We start from the raw sequence: 18,619 nt of genomic DNA on the forward strand, positions 1-18,619 counted from the left end.
ACAGAAGCTTGAGGAGGCAGGGAAGCCTCTTGCCGCTTATGCCGCCATCGCTGTCCACCGTTCGATGTCGTCGCGCTCGCCGATCAGCGCCAACCCGTGGGCAATCGAGAGAAGCTCGCCGCCGCTTTCGATGCGGTCGCTGGCAAACCGCGCTTCGAAGATGCTGCGGATCGCCGGAACGAAGGAGGTTCCACCGGTCAGGAACACCTTGTCGATGCCTTCGGGCGCTGTGTTGGTGGCGACCAGCACCTCGTCCAGCGCTTCCTCGATCTTGGCGAGGTCCGGAGCGATCCAGCTTTCGAAGTCGCTGCGGCGTACCGTCTGCCGGCTCTTTTCGCCAAGCGGCTTGAAGAAGAACTCGGTCTCTTCCTCATGTGACAGCCGCATCTTGGTGGCGGAGATCGCCTGATAGAGCGGATAACCCTCGTCGTGATCGACGAGATCGACGAAGGCTTCGAGCTTTTCCGGTTCAACGGCGGAGCGCACCAGTTGCTTCAGGTCGGTAAAGTCCTTCAACGTCTTAAAGATCGACAGCTGGTTCCAGCGGCCGAAATTGGCGTAGTAGCTGGAGGGTACGTCAAGCAGCTTGTCAAAACTCTTGAACTGGCTGCCCTTGCCGATCAGCGGCGAGACCACCGTGTCGATGATGCGGAAATCGAAGTGATCGCCGGCGACGCCGACGCCGGAATGGCCGACGGGAACTGCCGTCAGCTTGCCGGCATGGCTTTCAAAGCGGATGATCGAATAGTCGGTCGTGCCGCCGCCGAAATCGGCAACCAGCACCGTCGCGTCCTTCTTCAGGTTCTGGGCAAAGTAGAAGGCCGCCGCCACCGGCTCGTAGACATAGTGGACTTCCGGAAAATCAAAGCTCGAAAGTGCCCGGTCATAGCGCTCCAGCGCCAGGTTTTCATCCGGGCTGGTACCGGCGAAACGAACGGGACGGCCAACGACGATACGCTTGAAATCCTGTTGCCAGCCATCGCCGGCATAATCGGCGATGCGGGAGAGGAAGGCGCGCATCAGGTCTTCAAAGCTGTTGCGGCGGGCAAAGATCAGCGTGCCCTGAAACAAAGGGCTCGCGGCAAAGGTCTTGATCGACTGCAGGAAGCGCGCTTCGCCGGGATTGTCGATGAACTGCTGGATCGCCGCCTGGCCGGCCTCAATCGACACAGCGGCTGCGCCCATCTTCGCGTGCTTCATGAAGGAGAGCGCCGTGCGCATCGAATCGGTGGTTCCGGCCCTGCTTGAAAAGCTCAGCGACTGCGTCGTGTCGCCCTGCGAGGCGGCGAGTACCGAGTTGGTCGTGCCGAAATCGAAGCCGAGTGCCTTGGCCATGAATGTCTCCGTCTGAAGTGTCCGCCGGTAGGCGGCGGAAGTCGCATCGCCTGCGCACGCACGAGCCCGGAATGCCTGTCGGCAGCCGGAATGCGTTTGATGGCGGAGGGCTTGGTTATTTGGAGGGCGCGTATTCGCATGGGTCGAAGGCCAAAGCAAGGCAGGTTAGGCTGAGATGCGTGAGCAATGGTGCATTTCGATATTTTGACGTTTACGTGCACGTCATGTATTTGTATCCTGCCGCATGACCTCATGCGCAAATGCGCTTGGCTGCCGTCGCAGACTGGCTCGACAAGTCCGGCCGTATTTGCCATGACGGAGGTCAAGAAATGGGAACAAAACCGCGCAAAAATAGCCGGGCGAGACTGGAGACGATGAGATGACCGACATGGTGGAATTGCCCGAACGCGAAAGCATGGAATTCGACGTGGTGATTGTCGGGGCAGGCCCTGCCGGTCTGTCGGCTGCCATCCGTCTGAAGCAGGTCAATCCGGATCTCTCCGTCGTTGTTCTGGAAAAGGGTGCCGAAGTCGGCGCGCATATCCTGTCGGGTGCCGTGGTCGATCCCATTGGCATTGATCGGCTGCTGCCGGGCTGGCGCGAGGAGGAGGGGCATCCCTTCAAGACCAAGGTGACGGACGACCAGTTCCTGTTGCTCGGCCCGGCCGGCTCCATTCGCCTTCCGAATTTCGCCATGCCGCCGCTGATGAACAATCACGGCAATTACATCGTCTCGCTCGGTCTCGTCTGTCGGTGGCTGGCCGAGAAGGCCGAAGCGCTCGGCGTCGAGATCTATCCGGGTTTTGCCGCAACCGAAGTGCTCTACAATGATCAGGGCGCCGTCATCGGCGTTGCCACCGGTGACATGGGCGTCGAGAAGAACGGCGAACCGGGTCCGAACTTTGCCCGCGGCATGGAACTGCTCGGCAAGTACACGCTGATCGGCGAGGGTGTGCGTGGTTCGCTCGCCAAGCAGCTGATCGAAAAGTTCGACCTCTCCAAGGATCGCGAACCGCAAAAATTTGGGCTCGGCATCAAGGAACTCTGGCAGGTCAAACCGGAGAACCACAAGCAGGGCCTGGTTCAGCATTCGTTCGGCTGGCCGCTCGGCATGAAGACGGGCGGCGGTTCGTTCCTCTATCACCTCGAAGACAATCTGGTCGCGGTCGGCTTTGTCGTGCACCTGAACTACAAGAACCCCTATCTCTACCCGTTCGAGGAATTCCAGCGCTTCAAGACGCACCCGACGATCCGCGGCACGTTCGAGGGGGGCAAGCGGTTGACCTATGGCGCCCGCGCCATCACCGAGGGCGGCTATCAGTCGGTACCGAAGCTGACCTTCCCGGGCGGCGCACTGATCGGCTGTTCGGCCGGCTTCGTCAACGTGCCGCGCATCAAGGGCAGTCACAATGCTGTCCTGTCCGGCATGCTCGCCGCCGAAAAGCTCTCGGATGCAATCGCGGCCGGCCGGGCCAATGACGAAGTCATCGAGATCGAAAACGGCTGGCGCGACAGCGCCATCGGCCAAGACCTGAAGCGCGTGCGCAACGTCAAGCCACTCTGGTCGAAGCTCGGCACGGCAGCCGGCGTCGCACTTGGCGGTCTCGACATGTGGACCAATACGCTGTTCGGTTTTTCGTTCTTCGGCACGCTGAAACACGGCAAGACCGACGCCCAGTCGCTCGAACCGGCGTCGATGCACAAGAAGATCGACTATCCGCGCCCGGATGGCGTTTTGACCTTCGACCGTCTCTCCTCGGTGTTCCTGTCGAACACCAATCACGAGGAAAACGAGCCGGTGCACCTGAAGGTCAAGGACATGGCCCTGCAGAAATCGTCCGAGCACGACATCTATGCCGGTCCCTCGACCCGCTACTGTCCGGCCGGGGTCTATGAATGGGTGGAAAAGGACGGCGAGGACGTCTTCGTCATCAACGCCCAGAACTGCGTTCACTGCAAGACCTGCGACATCAAGGACCCCAACCAGAACATCAACTGGGTACCGCCGCAGGGCGGTGAGGGGCCGGTCTATCCGAATATGTGATAGATCGTTTCCCCTAAAAGGCGTAGGCGGGAGCCATCATAGCCAATCAATCAAGGATTGCGGCCGTCTAGCGCTTGCGCTACCTTATGGCTGCGCCTTGTTGGGGGTGAAAATGAGCAAGATCGCAGCCATTGATGCCGCAATTCGTCTGCAGCTCGCCGAGGACGGAAAGTCGATCGGATACAGCGATCCTCTCACCGGGGGCGAAGGCTATACCGGTGCCACGGACGTCGAGGAATTTCTCCTGGGCATCGCTAAACGGCTGCGGCTCGATACGCCGCCGCTCCGTTTTCCGTGGATGGAGCTGGACGCAGCGACGATCATCATCAGTAAGCTTCATGTCGTTCATGCAAAGATCGCAGAGAGAACCGCTGTGGAGAAGTCAGATGACTGATGTCCCTTTCGTGGAATTTCCTCTCATATCCGAAGACCTGTCTGAAGAAGACACGTCGGCTTTCTTACGAAAAGAAGGCTTCGCGGTCTCGGTGGGCACCGAAGGGCTTCGCATCATGTCTGCGACGGCATCGTCCCGAGCCGCTTTTCTTGTGCTGGAAGACCGATCTGGAATTCTGCAGGGGATCGTTGATCTTCCAGCCGGTGATCGCCCGGATGGCTATGTGCGGTACAACCGAGGTCTCTGGAATTTTGCACCGGGAAGAACACCGGGAACAATGCGCCGCAGTGGCGGAGGAATGGTTCGCGTTGACAAAAATGTGGTGCGAACAGTTGATAGCGGCAAACTCATCGCAGTCTTTGGTCACGATGATCCGTCGGATGTGCAATCGTCATTGCTGCTACTTGGGCTGTTCGACAAAAAAGATGTCTGCCGAATAGTTACCGGCATATGGGCCTGTCCGCTCGACGGCGAAATTTTTCGCAGCAATGGCACCTGTCCCGTCCATGGCCGCAGGCTCGTCAGAAAGGCATAGGGTGCGGGCACGATGTTCGCAGAAGTCCTCGGAAAGATCGATAGCTGGTTCGGGCGTTCTTTCCTGTTGGCGCGCTATTTTCCGTGGCTTCTTTTCTGCTTCGCCAATGCCTTGGTCGCAGCGATCGAATTCGAGGCGGTACGCGCGTTTCTGCTTGAGGAATATCGCAATCTCGGTTCCGGCGAAAAACTCGTCAACCTTGTCATCGCCCTGAGCACGATAGCCGTTATCGCATTCACACTCTCGCCCGCGGTCCAGCCGATAACGCGCTTGCTGGAAGGCAGAAGACTTCCCTGGTGGATTGCCGAGCCTCTTGCCTTCGGCCATGTGCTGAAGCGCGACCGGCGGATTGCGCGCGGCGATACTCTTTTCAAGCGGCGGGCAACACTACCGGACAGTGACGACGTTATCAGCAGGTTGGCGCGCGATCGCGTCGAAGGCGCGTTCAGCCACGGTGTTGCCAATCCAAGCGACATCGCGACGGCGGAAGCCGCCATCCAGCCGCTGCGTATCGCGCGTTATCTCAATCGCCCGATTGAGGTCGATACGCTGAAGAATGCCATCGAATCGCTATCGACAGCGCTGAAATCGAATTGTGCTGAAGAGAAGCAATTGCGGCCTACCGCTAATGACGAGGCCAAAGCCGACGCGGCGGCCTTGAACGCATTGCATCGGGAAATGGCCGACCAGTACAAGGGGCTGGTGACCTATGCCACGGACGTCGCCCAGGCCCACGAGGCGCATGAATTTGAGGCCTACCAGACACTGTTCGCGACGGTGGAAGTGGCGCCAACCCGTTTCGGCAACGATATCGCGGCGCTTCGCAGCTATTGCGACACACGCTACGGCTTCGACTTCGATCTTTTGTGGCCGCGCCTGCAACTGGTCATCAAAAACGAGGCGCTGCTGGCCAAGCTGGACAATGCCCGCATCCAGCTTGATTTCTCGATCATCAGTCTTGTGCTCGCCGGCCTTTTCACGGTGATCTGGATGGCTGTGCTTGCCATCTGGGGCAATTCCCTCGTCGCTCTCATGATCGTCATCACCTTCGGTCCCGTGATGACGGCGCTCTGGCTCTGGACCGTTCATGAAAGCTTCTCTGCCTTTGCAGAGATCGTTCGTGGCGCGATCGATATCTGTCGCTTTGATCTTCTCAAGGCCATGCAGCGGCCGCTGCCGAAAACCGTCGGTGATGAACGGGCTATCTGGGCTGCGGTAGAAAGAATGTTGTCGCTAAACGAGACTGATAACGATATTGCCTATGAGTATGGGCCATGAGTACAGACCGCACGGATCTGTTGCTCGGCTTCGTTGTCGTCGTCAGGGCCGTCCCCCTCCTTGTTTTCGCAAGTCTGGTTTTTTGGACCATCACGCTTGTCGCCAACCGCTCGGAGGCACCTGAGCCGGTTACCCGGGTGACCTTGCAGCGCAATCATCTGATCGGCTACGGCGATCTGCAGACGCCTGCGCTCACCGGGCTCGTCGGAAAGTATCTCAAGGAAGATGTGGCGGCTGGCGGCAAGGTGACAAACAACATGGTTCAAGGCAGTGCCCTGCCGCCGCGGATGGCCAATACCATGGCAGCGATTATCTCTATCCCGGTGCTCGCCAGCCAGTCCGTTGGGATCAAGCCTGGCCTCGATGTTTACATCTGCGATCGAAAACGCCAGGGTGTAGGCGGGTTGACGAAGGTCATTTCCGTGGATTGCGATGAAACCTTCTGCCAGGTCACGATAAAGCTCTCCAAGATTCCCGGACAGACGGTTGATCCCGACATCCTGAAAGATGCCTCGCTTGTCGGCGCTCAGTATCAGAACTGTTCGATGACAAAGAACTGAACCAGTATCGGCATCAGTCTATCGCCGGCTTATCGCTTTATTAACCATGTTTTCCCTATTTTCGGTTGCATCAACCGGATCTTAAGGAAACTCACGATGTCGATCTCCCGCCGTGGCCTGCTGCTCGGCTTGTCTGCACTTCTTGCCGGTTGCGCCACCAACGGACCAAACCACGCAGCCAACTATGCTGCCATTCCGGACGAGAAATTTCCGATGCCGGCCATGCCGCTGGAAAAGGTCAAGCCGGAACTGCGCCGCCAGCAGGTGGCCTATTCGACGAAATACGATAGCGGCACCATCGTCGTCGATACGCCGGCGCGGCGGCTCTACTACATTCTCGGTGACGGGCAGGCGATGCGTTACGGCATCGGCGTCGGCCGCAATGGTTATGCGTTGGCCGGCTCGGCCACGATCGGCCGCAAAGCCGAATGGCCGACATGGACACCGACCGACAACATGATCCGCCGTGATCCCGGCAAGAACCGCAAATATGCCGGTGGTGTTCCCGGCGGCCCGAACAACCCGCTCGGCGCCCGCGCAATCTATCTTTACCAGAACGGCAACGACACGATGTTCCGCATCCATGGCACGACGCAGCCCTGGTCGATCGGTCAGGCGATGTCGAGCGGCTGTGTCCGCATGCTCAACCACGATGTGGTCGATCTCTATGAGCGCGCCAACGTCGGCGGCCGCGTCGTCGTCCTGCAGGCTTAGGCCGCGGGAAACTGGACCGGACAACCGGGCTCATGCATTCATCAAAGGCGCCGTGAGTTTGATCGCTCCGGCGCCTTTTTCGTCTTATCGGCGCGGCCAGGTGCGCTCGACGAATTCGGCGATCAGCGGCGCGATCTCCGGCAGGCGTTCCTCAAGCGCGAAGTGACCAGTGTCGAACAGGTGCAGTTCCGCCTCCGGCACGTCGGCCAGAAAGGCGCGGGCGCCAGCTTCGGTGAAGAACGGATCGTTGCGGCCCCAGGCAATCAGCGTCGGCGGCTGGCGCAGGCGCAGCCATTGCTGCCACTCGGGATAGCGGGCGAGGTTGCTCTTGTAGTCGAAGGCGAGGTCGATCTGTGGCTGGCGGCGATCGGGGCGGTCGAGAAAATGCTGGTCCATCGTCCAACCGTCGGGCGCGACAAGTTCCGGCTGGGCCGTGCCGCCTTCATATTGTCCGCGGGTCATGTCCAGCGTCAGCAGTTGACGCACCTGGTCCACCGCACCCTCGCCGGACGGGGCAAGCGCGATGAAGTCGCGGGCGATATCGGACAGGCCCTCCAGATAGGCATTGCCGTTCTGTACGATGAGTCCGGCGATCAGCCCTGGCCGCCTGCTGGCCAGCCGGAAACCGACCGGAGCACCGAAATCGAAGGCGTAGAGCATGAAACGATCCAGCGAAAGCGCATCAACAAAGGCCTCGATCACATCAGCGAGGCTGTCGAAGCTATAGGTGAACGTGCCGTTTTCGTTGGTGGAGGCGGGCGCTTCGCTATGGCCGAAACCCGGATAATCGGGTGCAATCAGCCGGTATCGGTTGCCAAGCGCATCAATCAACCGGCGGAACTGGTGTGATGAGGCCGGGAAACCATGCAGCAGCAGGATGGCCGGCGCGTCTTCAGCCGTTTCCGGCACGCTTTCCCGATAGAAGATGCGGACACCACCAGCCTCGATAAAACGGTGACGGATCAGGGGAATGCTATGCAAAGCCATTTTAACGCCCATAATTTTCAATTTTATGCGTTAGATTTGCATTCGAATGGCTAATGTGTCAATTGGGAAATTACACATTATAAGTGGAGCCTTGAGTATGGACTTGATCCCCTTCGTCGGTGAGCCTCTGGCGCTCGATCTCGTCAATACCCGGCCCTTGACAGGTGAAGGCCGGGTGGATCTGCTCGAAACCGGTGAGGGGCTGCGGCTTTGGCTGGAAAGCGAGGCTGAACGGATACCCGTGTTATCGGCGGCGGAATCGGCTGCCATCGAGGTGGGAGACTTCAGGCCGATTATCGCCGTGCGCGACTATATCACCTCGGCGATCACGCATTTGCGCGATGGTAAGCCGGTGCCAATCAAGGACATCGATGGTTTGAATGCCGCGATGCGTGCAGCGCCTGTCATGAGCCAACTCGTATGGAGCGATCGGCCGGTACTCTCCAGCGAACGCGTAGGGGCGCCGACGATCCGGCTCGCAGGTTTTCTGGCCGAAGATGCCGCCGCGCTGCTTGCCGGCGGTGAGGCGGCACTGATCCGCAAATGTGCGGCAGAGGACTGCGTCATGCTGTTCGTCGGAACCAATACTCGCCGCCGTTGGTGTTCGGCCGCTCGTTGCGGCAACCGCGTCCGTGTTTCCCGCTACTATCAACGCAGCAAGATGGTCTGAGGGTCTGCGCGGCATCAGCCGTTTGGGATATTGCCCGGTGTGCCGCGCTACCTCCCGTTTATGGTGAGACCGGACAACCCGGCTTTGCCGCAGGAACAGCGGCAAAGCCGGGTTGTGGAGATGGGATGCGCGTTAGAACCCCGCGAGGACAAGCTTGCCTTTGGTTCGGCCGGTTTCGATCAGGGCGTGCGCCTTTTTCAGGTTTTCAGCGTTGATCAGCCCCAGTGTTTCCGTCAGCGTCGAGCGGATTTTTCCGGTATCGACCAGCCGGGCGATCTCGGTGAGAATCCTGTTCTGCTCTTCCATGTCCTTGGTTTTGAAAAGCGACCTGGTGAACATCAGTTCCCAATGGATCGAGACGGCCTTGCGCTTGAAAGGCATGACATCCAGCACTTTCGGATCGTCGATCAATCCGAATCGGCCCTGCGGTGCGATCAGTTGGATGATCTCGTCGAGATGATCGGAGGTGTTGGTGGTCGAAAAGACAAAGGCCGGTGCGCCGAGCGCCAGCTGATCGATCTGCTGCGCCAGCGGTTTGGAATGATCGAGCACGTGATGGGCGCCAAGATCGTAGGCCCATTTCTGCGTTTCGGGGCGCGATGCGGTGGCAATCACGGTCAGATTGGTGAGCGTCCGGGCCAGCTGGATCGCGATTGAGCCAACGCCGCCCGCACCGCCGATGATCAGGATCGCGTTGGCAGCACCAGGCACCGGATCGTTGACCTTCAACCGGTCGAACAGCGCTTCCCAGGCGGTGAGCGACGTCAGTGGCAAAGCAGCGGCTGCCGGGAAATCCAGTGTTTCCGGCTTCTTGCCGACAATGCGCTCGTCGACGAGATGGAATTCGGCATTGGATCCCGGCCGGTCGATGGCACCGGCATAGAACACGGCATCGCCCGGCTGGAACAGTTTCACGCCCGGACCAACCGCCTTGACGATACCCGCCGCATCCCAGCCGAGCACTTTCAGCTGGTCCGGCTCCGGCTTGGCGTTGGCGCGCACCTTGACGTCGACCGGATTGACCGAGATCGCCTTGACTTCGACCAGGATGTCGCGGCCTTCCGGTGTCGGCATGGGCAGGTCCACATCGATCAGCGATGTCTCGGCGGAAATGGCTTGGGGGATTTTGTAGGCGATTGCGCGCATGGCGGGCTCCTTCACGTGCATCTGGCGGGTTTTTCTGGAGGCTAAATGCGCATTATGGTGCAAGAGCGCAAGAATGCACAAAAAGTGTCTATAGTACACAAAAGGATACCGTGAATGCCGCGTGTTCGCCACAAGCTCCTGACCTGTTCCCCCGGCTGTCCGGTCGAAGGCGTGCTGCATCTGATCGACGGAAAATGGAAGGGCGTCATCCTCTATCATTTGCTGGATGGCACGATGCGTTTCAACGAAATCCGCCGCCGGCTGACAAGCGTCACCCAGCGCATGCTGACCAAGCAGCTGCGCGAACTGGAAGCCGATGGACTTGTCGAACGCACGGTCTTTGCCGTCGTGCCGCCAAGGGTCGATTATTGCCTGACGCCGCGCGGCCGCAGCCTTGAACCCGTCATCATGGCGATGAAACTGTGGGGCGACGAACATATCATGCTGCAGGCTGCTCAGTAGCAGAGCGCAATTAGCCGATCTTCCGCCCGAAATAATAAACACTCGTCATTTTGCAGGCGCTGGCTGAAAAAGCCTCGGCGCCGCTCCATATGTAGCCCAATAGCTGCAAGGAGCACGAATGAAGATCAAGGCCATATTCAATCGCGACGGCGGAACATTCCGCACCACCGATATGGACGCCTATAGCAAAAAGGCCGCAGAGGTTTTCCGCGCAGCAGGGCATGAGATCGAAATCACCGTTGCTTCCGGCGATGGCATGACGGACATCCTTGAAAAAACGGCGCGGCGCGGCGATCTGGATGCGATGCTGGCCGGTGGAGGTGATGGCACGATTTCGGCAGCGGCGGCCGTTGCCTGGAAAAACGGTATGCCGCTCGGCGTGGTTCCAGCCGGAACGATGAACCTGTTTGCCCGGGCACTGAAACTGCCACTTGATATCTGGAAAGTCTTGGACGTTCTTGCCGAAGGCAGAATTGTCGAGGCCGACATCGGCAGCGCTGATGGCCGCGCGTTCGTGCATCAGTTTTCTATGGGCTTGCATGCCCGCATGGTGCGTTACCGCGAATCCTACAGCTTTGCCTCAAGGCTCGGCAAAATTCGCGCCAGCACGCGTGCGGCACTGGGTGTGATGTTCAATCCACCGGAATTCGAGATCGAGTTCGAGGTCGATGGCGTTCGTGAACGGCGCGAGGTGTCGGCCATCTCGGTATCCAACAATCATTTCGGTTCGAACGCGCTGATGCATGCCGATGATGTGACTGGCGGGCATCTGGGCTTCTACACGGCTCCCGTGCTCAAACCGTCAGGGGTCGCAAAGCTGACCTTTGATATCCTGCGCGGAAAATTCCGCGAGAGTCCACTGATCACCGAGATGAGCGTGACCACCGTCAATCTGCATTTCCCCAAGGCGCGCCACAACACCAATTGCGTCATCGATGGCGAACTGCTGCCCATCGGCCGCGATGTCGCGTTGCGCGTCCATCCCGGCGAGCTAAAGTTGCTCGTCGGAAAATGACCGGGATTTACCCCGGAGCTATGGCTTCTCTTGTGTCAGCCAGAAATAACCGAAGCCGTAGCGGTCATTCTCTTTGCCGAGATAATAGAGCGGCGTGCTGTAGAGCGGCACGATCTCGTCGCTCGGCACGCCATCTTCAAGAAGCTTCTGTCTGAAGCCTTCGGGAAGGACGGGTTCCGCTTCTCCGTCGCCGCGCCAGATCACCAGGACCGGCCCGGCCGACCGCCAACCGGCCGCAAGAGGCGATAGCGGGCTGTAAGTCGTGATGACGGTTGACTGCGGCAACTGCAAGCGCACGCTGCCGGCGAGATTGGTGTCGTTGGTAATCACCAGGGCAGGCTCGACGCTGCGATTTTGCATGATGTCGCTGACAAACGCAGCATAAGGAATGTTGAGCTTGTTGTAGGAGCCCAGCATCGGCGAAGTCAGAACCCGCGCTGAAACACCGATGAGCACGGCGAAGATCATGATGAAAAGCGGAATGGCGAATCGCTTGAGCTTGCCGGTCGTTTCGATGCCGGCCGCATCGATCTTCAGACAGAGATAGAGCGGCAAAAGCATGATGAACAGCGCCAGCCATTTTTCGCGGATATGGGTGGCGCCGAGGCCGAGAACGATCAGCAGAACGGCGACCAGACACAGAACGATCATCCGCCCTGTTATCCGGGTCCATTGGCTCTCGGCGAGACAGATGCGCTTGATATCGAATGGGAAGACCACGGCAAAGAAGACGAGCGGGAGAATGCTGGCGCCAAAGATCGCCGAGATCAGCGAGCCGGTCCCGCTGAACGCCTGGGCCAGGCGTCCGCCTGACAAGCCTTCCTTCATCTCGTGGATGGTGCTTGCCGAAGCCGATGTGAGGTTGTGAACAATCCAGTAGGCGTGAGGCAGAACGATCGCAAAGGCGACCGCAAGGGATGCGATCATCCGCCAGTCGAAGATGCGCTGACGCAAATCCCGCTCCGGAAGAACGGCAAGAACGGCGGCAGCCGGGATGAGCGCAAAGTTATATTTCGAAATCAGCCCGATACCGACGGCAATGCCGGTCAAAAGATATGAAAACAGGCTTGGGCTGCGCAGCGTCCTGAAAAACCCATAGAGAAACAGCGACACGGCGAAAAGAGCAGAGACGGTGTGCGAAAGGTCCCGCTGAGCCAGCAGAAAAATCGGCGGCAGGGTCAGCAAGCCCAGCATCGCCATGGCTGCCAGTGACCGGTTCTTGATGATGATCCGGGCGGCGAAGCCATAGAACATGCAACAGAGGAAAAGGAGGAGATGTTTGAGGACGGTCAGCGCCGTCAGGGAAACGCCGAATATCTCGAATACTGCATATTGCAGCCAGTTGTAAAAGGGAGGTTGCGGGCCGTACCCAAGGGCAAGGAACTGCGAGACAAAGGCCTGCTCGCCTTCATCGACTTCGAGCGCCGGAGAGATGAAGACGCGCAGGGCCACGCACAGCGCAAAATAGGCGGCGACAGCAAAAATCATCGCATCGGCGCGACGGAAATCAATTCTAGGCATCAATTCTGTCCAGTTCGAAGACCTTGCGCACGATGTAAGGTGGTGTGTCGTTTTCGCCGGAATAGAGTCGTGCCATCATTTCGGCGAGAATGCCGGTGGTGATCAGCTGAACCGACGAGAGGAACAGCATGACGCCGACAATCAGCATCGGCCGTGTGCCGATGTCGTTACCGAACACGAACTTGTCGATGAACAGGTAGAATAGAATGATTGCGCTCAGGCCGCCGGCAGCAAGTCCTATCGACCCGAAAAAATGACCCGGCCGCGCCTTGTAGCGCATGAAGAACAGCACCGAGAGCAGATCGAGAATCACCCGGAAGGTTCGCGAGATCCCGTATTTCGACGTTCCGTGCTGGCGGGCATGGTGGGTGACCGGCATCTCGCCGATCCGGCTGCTCGGAACCACGCCTGCGACCCAGGCCGGAATGAAACGGTGCATCTCGCCCATCAGCTTCACCTGCTTGATGATCGAGGCCTGGTAGATCTTCAGGCTGCAGCCATAGTCGTGCAGCTTGACGCCGGTGATCTTGCCGATCAGGGCATTGGCACACCAGGACGGGATCTTGCGCAGCAACAGCCCGTCCTGACGGTTCTTCCGCCAGCCGACCAGAAGGTCGAGTTCGCGTTCCTCGATCGCCTTGACCATCGCCGGGATATCGCGCGGGTCGTTCTGCAGATCGCCGTCGAGCGTGGCGATCAGTCTGCCGGAGGCGAGATCTATACCGGCTTGCATCGCTGCGGTCTGGCCGAAATTGCGCTGCAGCTCGACGATCTTCAGCCGCAGGCCGCTACCCAGCTCCTTGCGGGCGCTGACGAGCGTACCGTCGGTGCTTCCATCATTGACGAGAATGAGTTCCCAGGGCTTGTCGAAATCCGCCATGGCTTCCCGGATACGAGTGACCAGCGGTCCAACGCTTTCCTCCTCATTGTAGATCGGCACGACGACGGACAGTTCGACCGGCGGGGCAGTATCGGTTTCTGCCCTGTTTGCTTCCAAGATGGTGTTAGATAAATCAGTCATATCAATACCTTAGTGTGTATTATGAGGGCATAGTGTCCCATTGATAACACTATTATTTCACCATGCCTTCCCTCACCATAACAGCGACAGAATGGGTAACTGCTATGCTAGGTTTCACGGTTGCCGGTCTAACGACCGTTCTTACAGTGCTTATGTTGGCTTGGACAGGTCTGCTGAATAGACATCGACCATTACGGGGGGCGCATTACGCTATTGCTTTGTAATATCCATGGAGCTGTTTGTTCGAGAACTATCAGTCCGCAGACAATCAGTAACGCGCTGCAGAAATGAAATATTTTTGTGTGGGGGTATCTAAGACATGAACGGCGCGTCTCTCCCCCGTACCTGTTCCGCACCAGAAGAGAAGCGTGTTGCTTTTAGGGTCATCCAAGAGCCTAGCGATAACGATTGATCACACGTTTGAATAACGGGAGGGGGGGATGGACCGTACATAAATGTATACCTTTTTGGACAAAGGGATTGACCGTACACATTGCGTACATTAACACGTCGTACACAGACCTCTTAAAGGAAGTGTACAGATGTCATCGATTGTCGGATACGCAAGAGTTTCTAGCACCAGCCAAGATCATGCATCGCAGATTGAACGCCTACAGAGCGCAGGGGCTACAAAAATCTTCAGCGAGAAGCGTTCAGGGCTAGATAGCGACCGCCCTGCGCTGCAAGAATGCCTAAGATATGTACGAGACGGTGACACGTTGATTGTCACTAAGTTGGACCGATTGGCACGTTCCACAGTAGACCTCTACCGCATTGTGTCCGATCTCAATACACGAGACGTGGCCTTCAAAGTTTTGGATGACAGCGCGGTTGATACAAGTACCCGAACAGGAAAGCTGGTGATGGGGATACTTGCCTTGATTGCAGAATTCGAGACTGAGATAAGGCGAGAGCGTCAGATGGAGGGCATCGCCAGAGCAAAGGCAGAAGGACGAACCGGTGGGCGGCCAAGGCTTGTTACTGAAGAGATGGCAGCTAGGGTTTCCGAACTGAGATCGGACAATGTGAGTATCCGAAAGATTGCGGCCATAGTCGGTACATCGAAAGCCACCGTACAGAAGCTGCTCTCACCACGTCAGGATGATGCACACTGACCTAGCAGCCATCTCTCTATATGCACACTGATAGCCGACGATATCCGACCTGCTCCTAAGCCGCACTACTTGGAACATATAGGGCCTGCTAGCTGATACAGTTGCGTATCAGTTTCGCCATGGGCCATGGATTAGAACGGTTACACCTATACATATAAATATATAAATAGATGCAACTAGATATACGCATCCATAGAGCCGGATAGATACTCAGTCATAGTACTAAATAGAACTAGTTCACTCATGCCATGGCTTAGGGGTAAATACGTATCCCTAAAGACACATTAAATGATAGCAGATATAGAGATCATACCCTGCTGATATCCATAGCAATAATAGAATCATTAAAGTATATAATTAGATATTACAGTTAATTGAATATATTAACATCTACCATCATAATGATTGTTAGATAGAGATACTAATATGTAATAGATATAAATATATCAAAACAATATTCTGAAATGCATTGCATCGGCATATTTACAGTGGAACTGTTATAACAGTAAACAATACCGGCTTATATCTGCTCACTGTATCGGGTTAGATTGCTGCTTTTCACTAGCCTGCCAGTGCGAGCCTCTGAACTTCCGCAGTGCAGCGGCTTATGGGCGTCAATCGGCCACAGGGGCTCGCCAGAGCATTTTCTAGCGTAGCGGGCGCACATGGGAGCGCGAACCGGCCAATGCCACCCTGGTGCGCGGTCTGAGCCCTTTTCGATTTAATTTTGCCAGTCAAAGTTCCGAGGACAGAGGTGGTGTGGCTTGGTCTTTATACCATTGAGCTAGCGTCAATGGATTAACACGGTCTATGAATGCTAGTCTCTGCCCTTCATCATCTGCAAGCTCGACCCAATGCAGATCTGTATCACTTTTTCCAGAAAGCCTTTTTAGCTCCTTTAGAAATTCTGTATAATACCTCGCGTACTCCGCCTCATCAAAGTCAACCTTACTTTGAAGGTCGGCCTCGACTTGGGCTAGCGTGATAGGCTCGTGGAACTCCAGTGCTGCTTTAATAGCGCATCGCCTATACCAACCGGGCATGTTCGACTGCAGACCTTTGATATATGCAACGCCAATGAATGGAAGCTGGCGACCCTTGAAAAAGGTATCGACAAAATCCTTAGCTGCCGTGATGACACTCGTAGGTACGTTCAAAGGTGACATATTGACTAAGGGGCTTGGTCGTTCTCCATTAGCTAATCCGCGCAGGAAGATGAATGCTCGAACAGTCTCTGTACCTGTCTTTACATTGAAACGAAAAAAAGCATATCCAGCTCCAGAAATTAAAGCGACGAAGACCAGCAACATGTGCATTCCCTACTATATGTCTTATCTATTCTTTGTTAGAAATACTGCACTATCGATCAATTAGTCAATCGACCCTCGTATAAGCTCTCTGAATATAGGTCATATTGATTACTGCAGTTCGATCTTAACAACATCTATCTGCACTTCAAAATATCATCAAGCAGCTTAATATGGCCTCCATTCCGCATATTGATCGAAGGCGTCCGCTAAATTGCGGATTACAGATTCTCGGAGGAGTAATTATGTGCAAGAACTAGACTGATCCGGACCGCTTATTCATTTGAGTAAGTGTTGGATCGGCGCTGCACGGCCTGTCACTCAAGGAATACAGTTATGATTATCATTCCGCGCAAACTCCCACTGCATGTAGTTAAGCAGCGCACACAACACGGGAAGGTTGTGTTCTACTTTCGTATAGGTCAAGGAAAGCGTACACGGTTGCCTGACATTGGCGCCAAGGATTTCAAGGCTGCATACAGAGCATGCCTGTCTGGTAATCCTATTCCCGCTAAGGGTACGGAAGATGCCCGCTCAATTGCATGGTTGCTTGCAAAATACAAGGAAAGTCCAGAATGGAAACTTATTGCTCCAGCTACACGGCGTTCAAGGGACTACGCCTATAAGGGTGTGCTTGATAAGAGTGCAGAAGTTCCATACCGATCTATTACTAAGCGGGCTGTGGAGAATGGTATGGAAGACCGTATGCATATACCCGCTACAGCTAATTCATTTCTTAAGGCGATGATTTCACTGTTCAAGTGGGCTGTGAAGAAAGAATATATTGATGTTAACCCTACTACGGGTGTTGATAGACTTACATATAAGACTGACGGCTTTCCTGTGTGGACATTGGAAGACGTGCACAAGTTCTGTGAGGTATGGCCTATTGGTACTAAACAGCGGCTTGCATTCGAACTAGCATTGCATACGGGGTTGAGGCGTAGTGATCTCTGTCGGATCGGCATTCAGCACCTGAAAGGCGACACCCTGACTGTTAGGACGCACAAAACGGCTGCTGTCATCACCGTGACGCTCACTCAGCGTGTTCTAGACATAATCCGCGACACACCCACCGGAGACCTGACTTTCCTCGTCAGCGAGCTTAAGCGACCGTTTGTGGTGGATGGATTTGGCAACTGGTTCGCTGCCGCAGCGCGTAAGGCCGGTATCGACAAGAACTCGCACGGTCTACGCAAACTGTCTGCTACACTAGCGGCAGAGGGCGGGGCTACAGGCTTTGAATTGATGGGTCAATATGGCTGGTCAAACATGAAACAGACAGAGCCTTACACAAGAGGCGCTGATAGAGTGAAGCTTGGTAAATCTAATTCCAAGATCGTTGCAGAACAGATCGAGCACATAATAAACCCTCACCCAACTACCGGTGAGGGATCAAAGCTGGAAGATGCAGACAAAACAGCTAGTTAGCTTTTGTGTGGTATTCCAAGATGGGATCCAAGATCAAAGCCTTTTAAAAACGCTGCAGGTTCTCTCGCCTGGGTTATCGTGATAACCAGCCGTGCCATAGCACCGGACAGGAAAGTACCAAATATATGAATGCAGGAGAGGATGCCAGCCGGGGCTCATGGCTTGTCCGCAACCGGATGACCGCCATCTCCCTTGTCACCGTCATCGCCTATGCGGCTTTCATCCAGTGGATCTGGGGCTGGCCGGTTCTTTTACGGCAATGGGCAGAGATTGGCCTCGTTCCGGTCCTGTCTGCGCTTCTGCTCCTGGTCGGAACCTATTTCATCCGGTGCTACCGGATATACGACTATTTTCCGGGCGAAACCCGGGGCCGTTTCCTGACGCTGTTGCGCGTGACACAGGTTCATAATCTTCTCAATATCATGCTGCCCTTCCGGGCAGGCGAGACCAGTTTTCCCATCCTGATGCGCTCGGAATTTGCCGTCCCGCTGACGCGCAGCACGTCTGCGCTGCTGTTGATGCGGCTTCTCGACCTGCATGCTCTTTTTGCCGCCGCCGGCGTAGGTCTCATCATCGGCCGCGATAGCCAAGCGCTCGGCTGGTTGCTGTGGGGGCTCTTTCTCGTATCGCCGCTGGCAATGTTCCTGTTGAAAGGCCACGCGCTTGCCGTTTTGCAGCGGCGCCTGCCGGAAAAGCTTGGCCGGTTGCTGGTCGAAGTGGAGGCCGGACTGCCGGCCAATGCGCTGGTGTTCGTCAGGGCATGGCTGATGACGGTTCTCAACTGGTCGACGAAGGTCGCGGTGCTTGCCTGGGTGCTGGCCACCATGGGCGTCCTGCCGCTTGCCGCCTGTTTCGGCGGTGCGCTTGGCGGCGAATTGTCATCGGTTCTGCCGGTACACGCACCGGCAGGCGTCGGTACCTATCCGGCCGGAATTACTGCCGGCGCCATATCCTTCGGCGCGCCGGCCAAGGGTGCAGCCTTCGATCTTTTGGCCAGCGCCAGCGTCAATGCCCACCTGATGATCGTCGTGTCGGCGGTTGCCGGCACGCTTTTGTCGATTCTGTTGTCGCCGCGCCGCTGAGG

At 56.5% G+C, this 18,619-nt stretch carries 18 protein-coding genes; 12 read left to right on the plus strand and 6 right to left on the minus strand.

From position 1 onward, the window contains the following. Positions 1-36: 36 nt before the first annotated feature. On the minus strand, positions 37-1,335 hold the full coding sequence (locus R6X40_RS10335; RefSeq protein WP_318413170.1) for an Hsp70 family protein: 1,299 nt from the start codon (positions 1,333-1,335) through the stop codon (positions 37-39). A 379-nt stretch (positions 1,336-1,714) separates the two neighbouring features. Between R6X40_RS10335 and R6X40_RS10340 the strand changes: the two genes are divergently transcribed. The 6 genes from R6X40_RS10340 to R6X40_RS10365 all read left to right on the plus strand — a co-directional run bounded on the left by R6X40_RS10340 (position 1,715) and on the right by R6X40_RS10365 (position 6,860). Next, on the plus strand, positions 1,715-3,379 hold the full coding sequence (locus tag R6X40_RS10340; protein ID WP_318413172.1) for an electron transfer flavoprotein-ubiquinone oxidoreductase: 1,665 nt from the start codon (positions 1,715-1,717) through the stop codon (positions 3,377-3,379). A gap of 112 nt (positions 3,380-3,491) precedes the next feature. Continuing rightward, the gene (locus R6X40_RS10345) at positions 3,492-3,773 is read left to right on the plus strand and encodes a hypothetical protein (RefSeq protein WP_318413174.1); all 282 of its coding nucleotides are present in this window, start codon (positions 3,492-3,494) and stop codon (positions 3,771-3,773) included. Next, positions 3,766-4,308: a hypothetical protein gene (locus R6X40_RS10350; RefSeq protein WP_318413175.1), complete on the plus strand. Its 543-nt coding sequence runs from the start codon at positions 3,766-3,768 to the stop codon at positions 4,306-4,308. The genes R6X40_RS10345 and R6X40_RS10350 overlap by 8 nt, the downstream gene beginning before the upstream one ends. 12 nt (positions 4,309-4,320) lie before the next feature. After that, entirely contained in the window at positions 4,321-5,586 is a 1,266-nt protein-coding gene (locus R6X40_RS10355) for a hypothetical protein (protein ID WP_318413176.1), read from the plus strand. Further along, the gene (locus R6X40_RS10360; protein WP_318413179.1) at positions 5,583-6,146 is read left to right on the plus strand and encodes a hypothetical protein; all 564 of its coding nucleotides are present in this window, start codon (positions 5,583-5,585) and stop codon (positions 6,144-6,146) included. The genes R6X40_RS10355 and R6X40_RS10360 overlap by 4 nt, the downstream gene beginning before the upstream one ends. Positions 6,147-6,242: 96 nt before the next feature. Further along, positions 6,243-6,860, plus strand: coding sequence for a L,D-transpeptidase (locus tag R6X40_RS10365; RefSeq protein ID WP_318413181.1), 618 nt, complete (start codon positions 6,243-6,245; stop codon positions 6,858-6,860). 84 nt (positions 6,861-6,944) lie between these two features. On the opposite strand, the gene R6X40_RS10370 is transcribed toward R6X40_RS10365, so the two are convergent. Beyond that, positions 6,945-7,847 (minus strand): alpha/beta hydrolase, encoded by a 903-nt coding sequence (locus R6X40_RS10370; protein WP_318413183.1) that lies wholly within the window; start codon positions 7,845-7,847, stop codon positions 6,945-6,947. Positions 7,848-7,944: 97 nt separating this feature from the next. Between R6X40_RS10370 and R6X40_RS10375 the strand changes: the two genes are divergently transcribed. Further along, complete coding sequence (locus R6X40_RS10375; protein WP_318413185.1) at positions 7,945-8,517, plus strand: CGNR zinc finger domain-containing protein; 573 nt, start codon at positions 7,945-7,947, stop codon at positions 8,515-8,517. A 132-nt stretch (positions 8,518-8,649) separates the two neighbouring features. Here R6X40_RS10375 and R6X40_RS10380 read toward each other — a convergent pair whose 3' ends face one another. Next, positions 8,650-9,663: a zinc-binding alcohol dehydrogenase family protein gene (locus R6X40_RS10380; RefSeq protein ID WP_318413187.1), complete on the minus strand. Its 1,014-nt coding sequence runs from the start codon at positions 9,661-9,663 to the stop codon at positions 8,650-8,652. A gap of 114 nt (positions 9,664-9,777) precedes the next feature. Here R6X40_RS10380 and R6X40_RS10385 point away from each other — a divergent pair, with 114 nt between their 5' ends. Further along, complete coding sequence (locus R6X40_RS10385; RefSeq protein WP_318413189.1) at positions 9,778-10,125, plus strand: helix-turn-helix domain-containing protein; 348 nt, start codon at positions 9,778-9,780, stop codon at positions 10,123-10,125. A gap of 118 nt (positions 10,126-10,243) precedes the next feature. Next, complete coding sequence (locus R6X40_RS10390) at positions 10,244-11,140, plus strand: diacylglycerol kinase family lipid kinase (protein WP_318413190.1); 897 nt, start codon at positions 10,244-10,246, stop codon at positions 11,138-11,140. 18 nt (positions 11,141-11,158) lie between these two features. On the opposite strand, the gene R6X40_RS10395 is transcribed toward R6X40_RS10390, so the two are convergent. Next, complete coding sequence (locus R6X40_RS10395; protein ID WP_318413192.1) at positions 11,159-12,661, minus strand: glycosyltransferase family 39 protein; 1,503 nt, start codon at positions 12,659-12,661, stop codon at positions 11,159-11,161. Continuing rightward, entirely contained in the window at positions 12,654-13,682 is a 1,029-nt protein-coding gene (locus R6X40_RS10400; RefSeq protein ID WP_318413193.1) for a glycosyltransferase family 2 protein, read from the minus strand. The genes R6X40_RS10395 and R6X40_RS10400 overlap by 8 nt, the downstream gene beginning before the upstream one ends. Before the next feature lie 542 nt (positions 13,683-14,224). On the opposite strand from R6X40_RS10400, the gene R6X40_RS10405 reads away from it, so the two are divergent. Further along, the gene (locus R6X40_RS10405) at positions 14,225-14,797 is read left to right on the plus strand and encodes a recombinase family protein (RefSeq protein ID WP_318413194.1); all 573 of its coding nucleotides are present in this window, start codon (positions 14,225-14,227) and stop codon (positions 14,795-14,797) included. Between the two features lie 734 nt (positions 14,798-15,531). On the opposite strand, the gene R6X40_RS10410 is transcribed toward R6X40_RS10405, so the two are convergent. Then, positions 15,532-16,107, minus strand: a complete 576-nt coding sequence (locus R6X40_RS10410; RefSeq protein ID WP_318413195.1) for a hypothetical protein — start codon at positions 16,105-16,107, stop codon at positions 15,532-15,534. A gap of 333 nt (positions 16,108-16,440) precedes the next feature. Between R6X40_RS10410 and R6X40_RS10415 the strand changes: the two genes are divergently transcribed. Together R6X40_RS10415 and R6X40_RS10420 are read left to right on the plus strand one after the other, a co-directional pair. Next, positions 16,441-17,535, plus strand: a complete 1,095-nt coding sequence (locus R6X40_RS10415; RefSeq protein ID WP_318413197.1) for a tyrosine-type recombinase/integrase — start codon at positions 16,441-16,443, stop codon at positions 17,533-17,535. A gap of 125 nt (positions 17,536-17,660) precedes the next feature. Next, complete coding sequence (locus tag R6X40_RS10420; RefSeq protein WP_318413198.1) at positions 17,661-18,617, plus strand: lysylphosphatidylglycerol synthase domain-containing protein; 957 nt, start codon at positions 17,661-17,663, stop codon at positions 18,615-18,617. The last annotated feature ends 2 nt before the right edge of the window (positions 18,618-18,619 follow it).

It is taken from the genome of Rhizobium sp. PL01 (assembly GCF_033447125.1).
In the GTDB taxonomy this organism is placed as follows: domain Bacteria; phylum Pseudomonadota; class Alphaproteobacteria; order Rhizobiales; family Rhizobiaceae; genus Pararhizobium.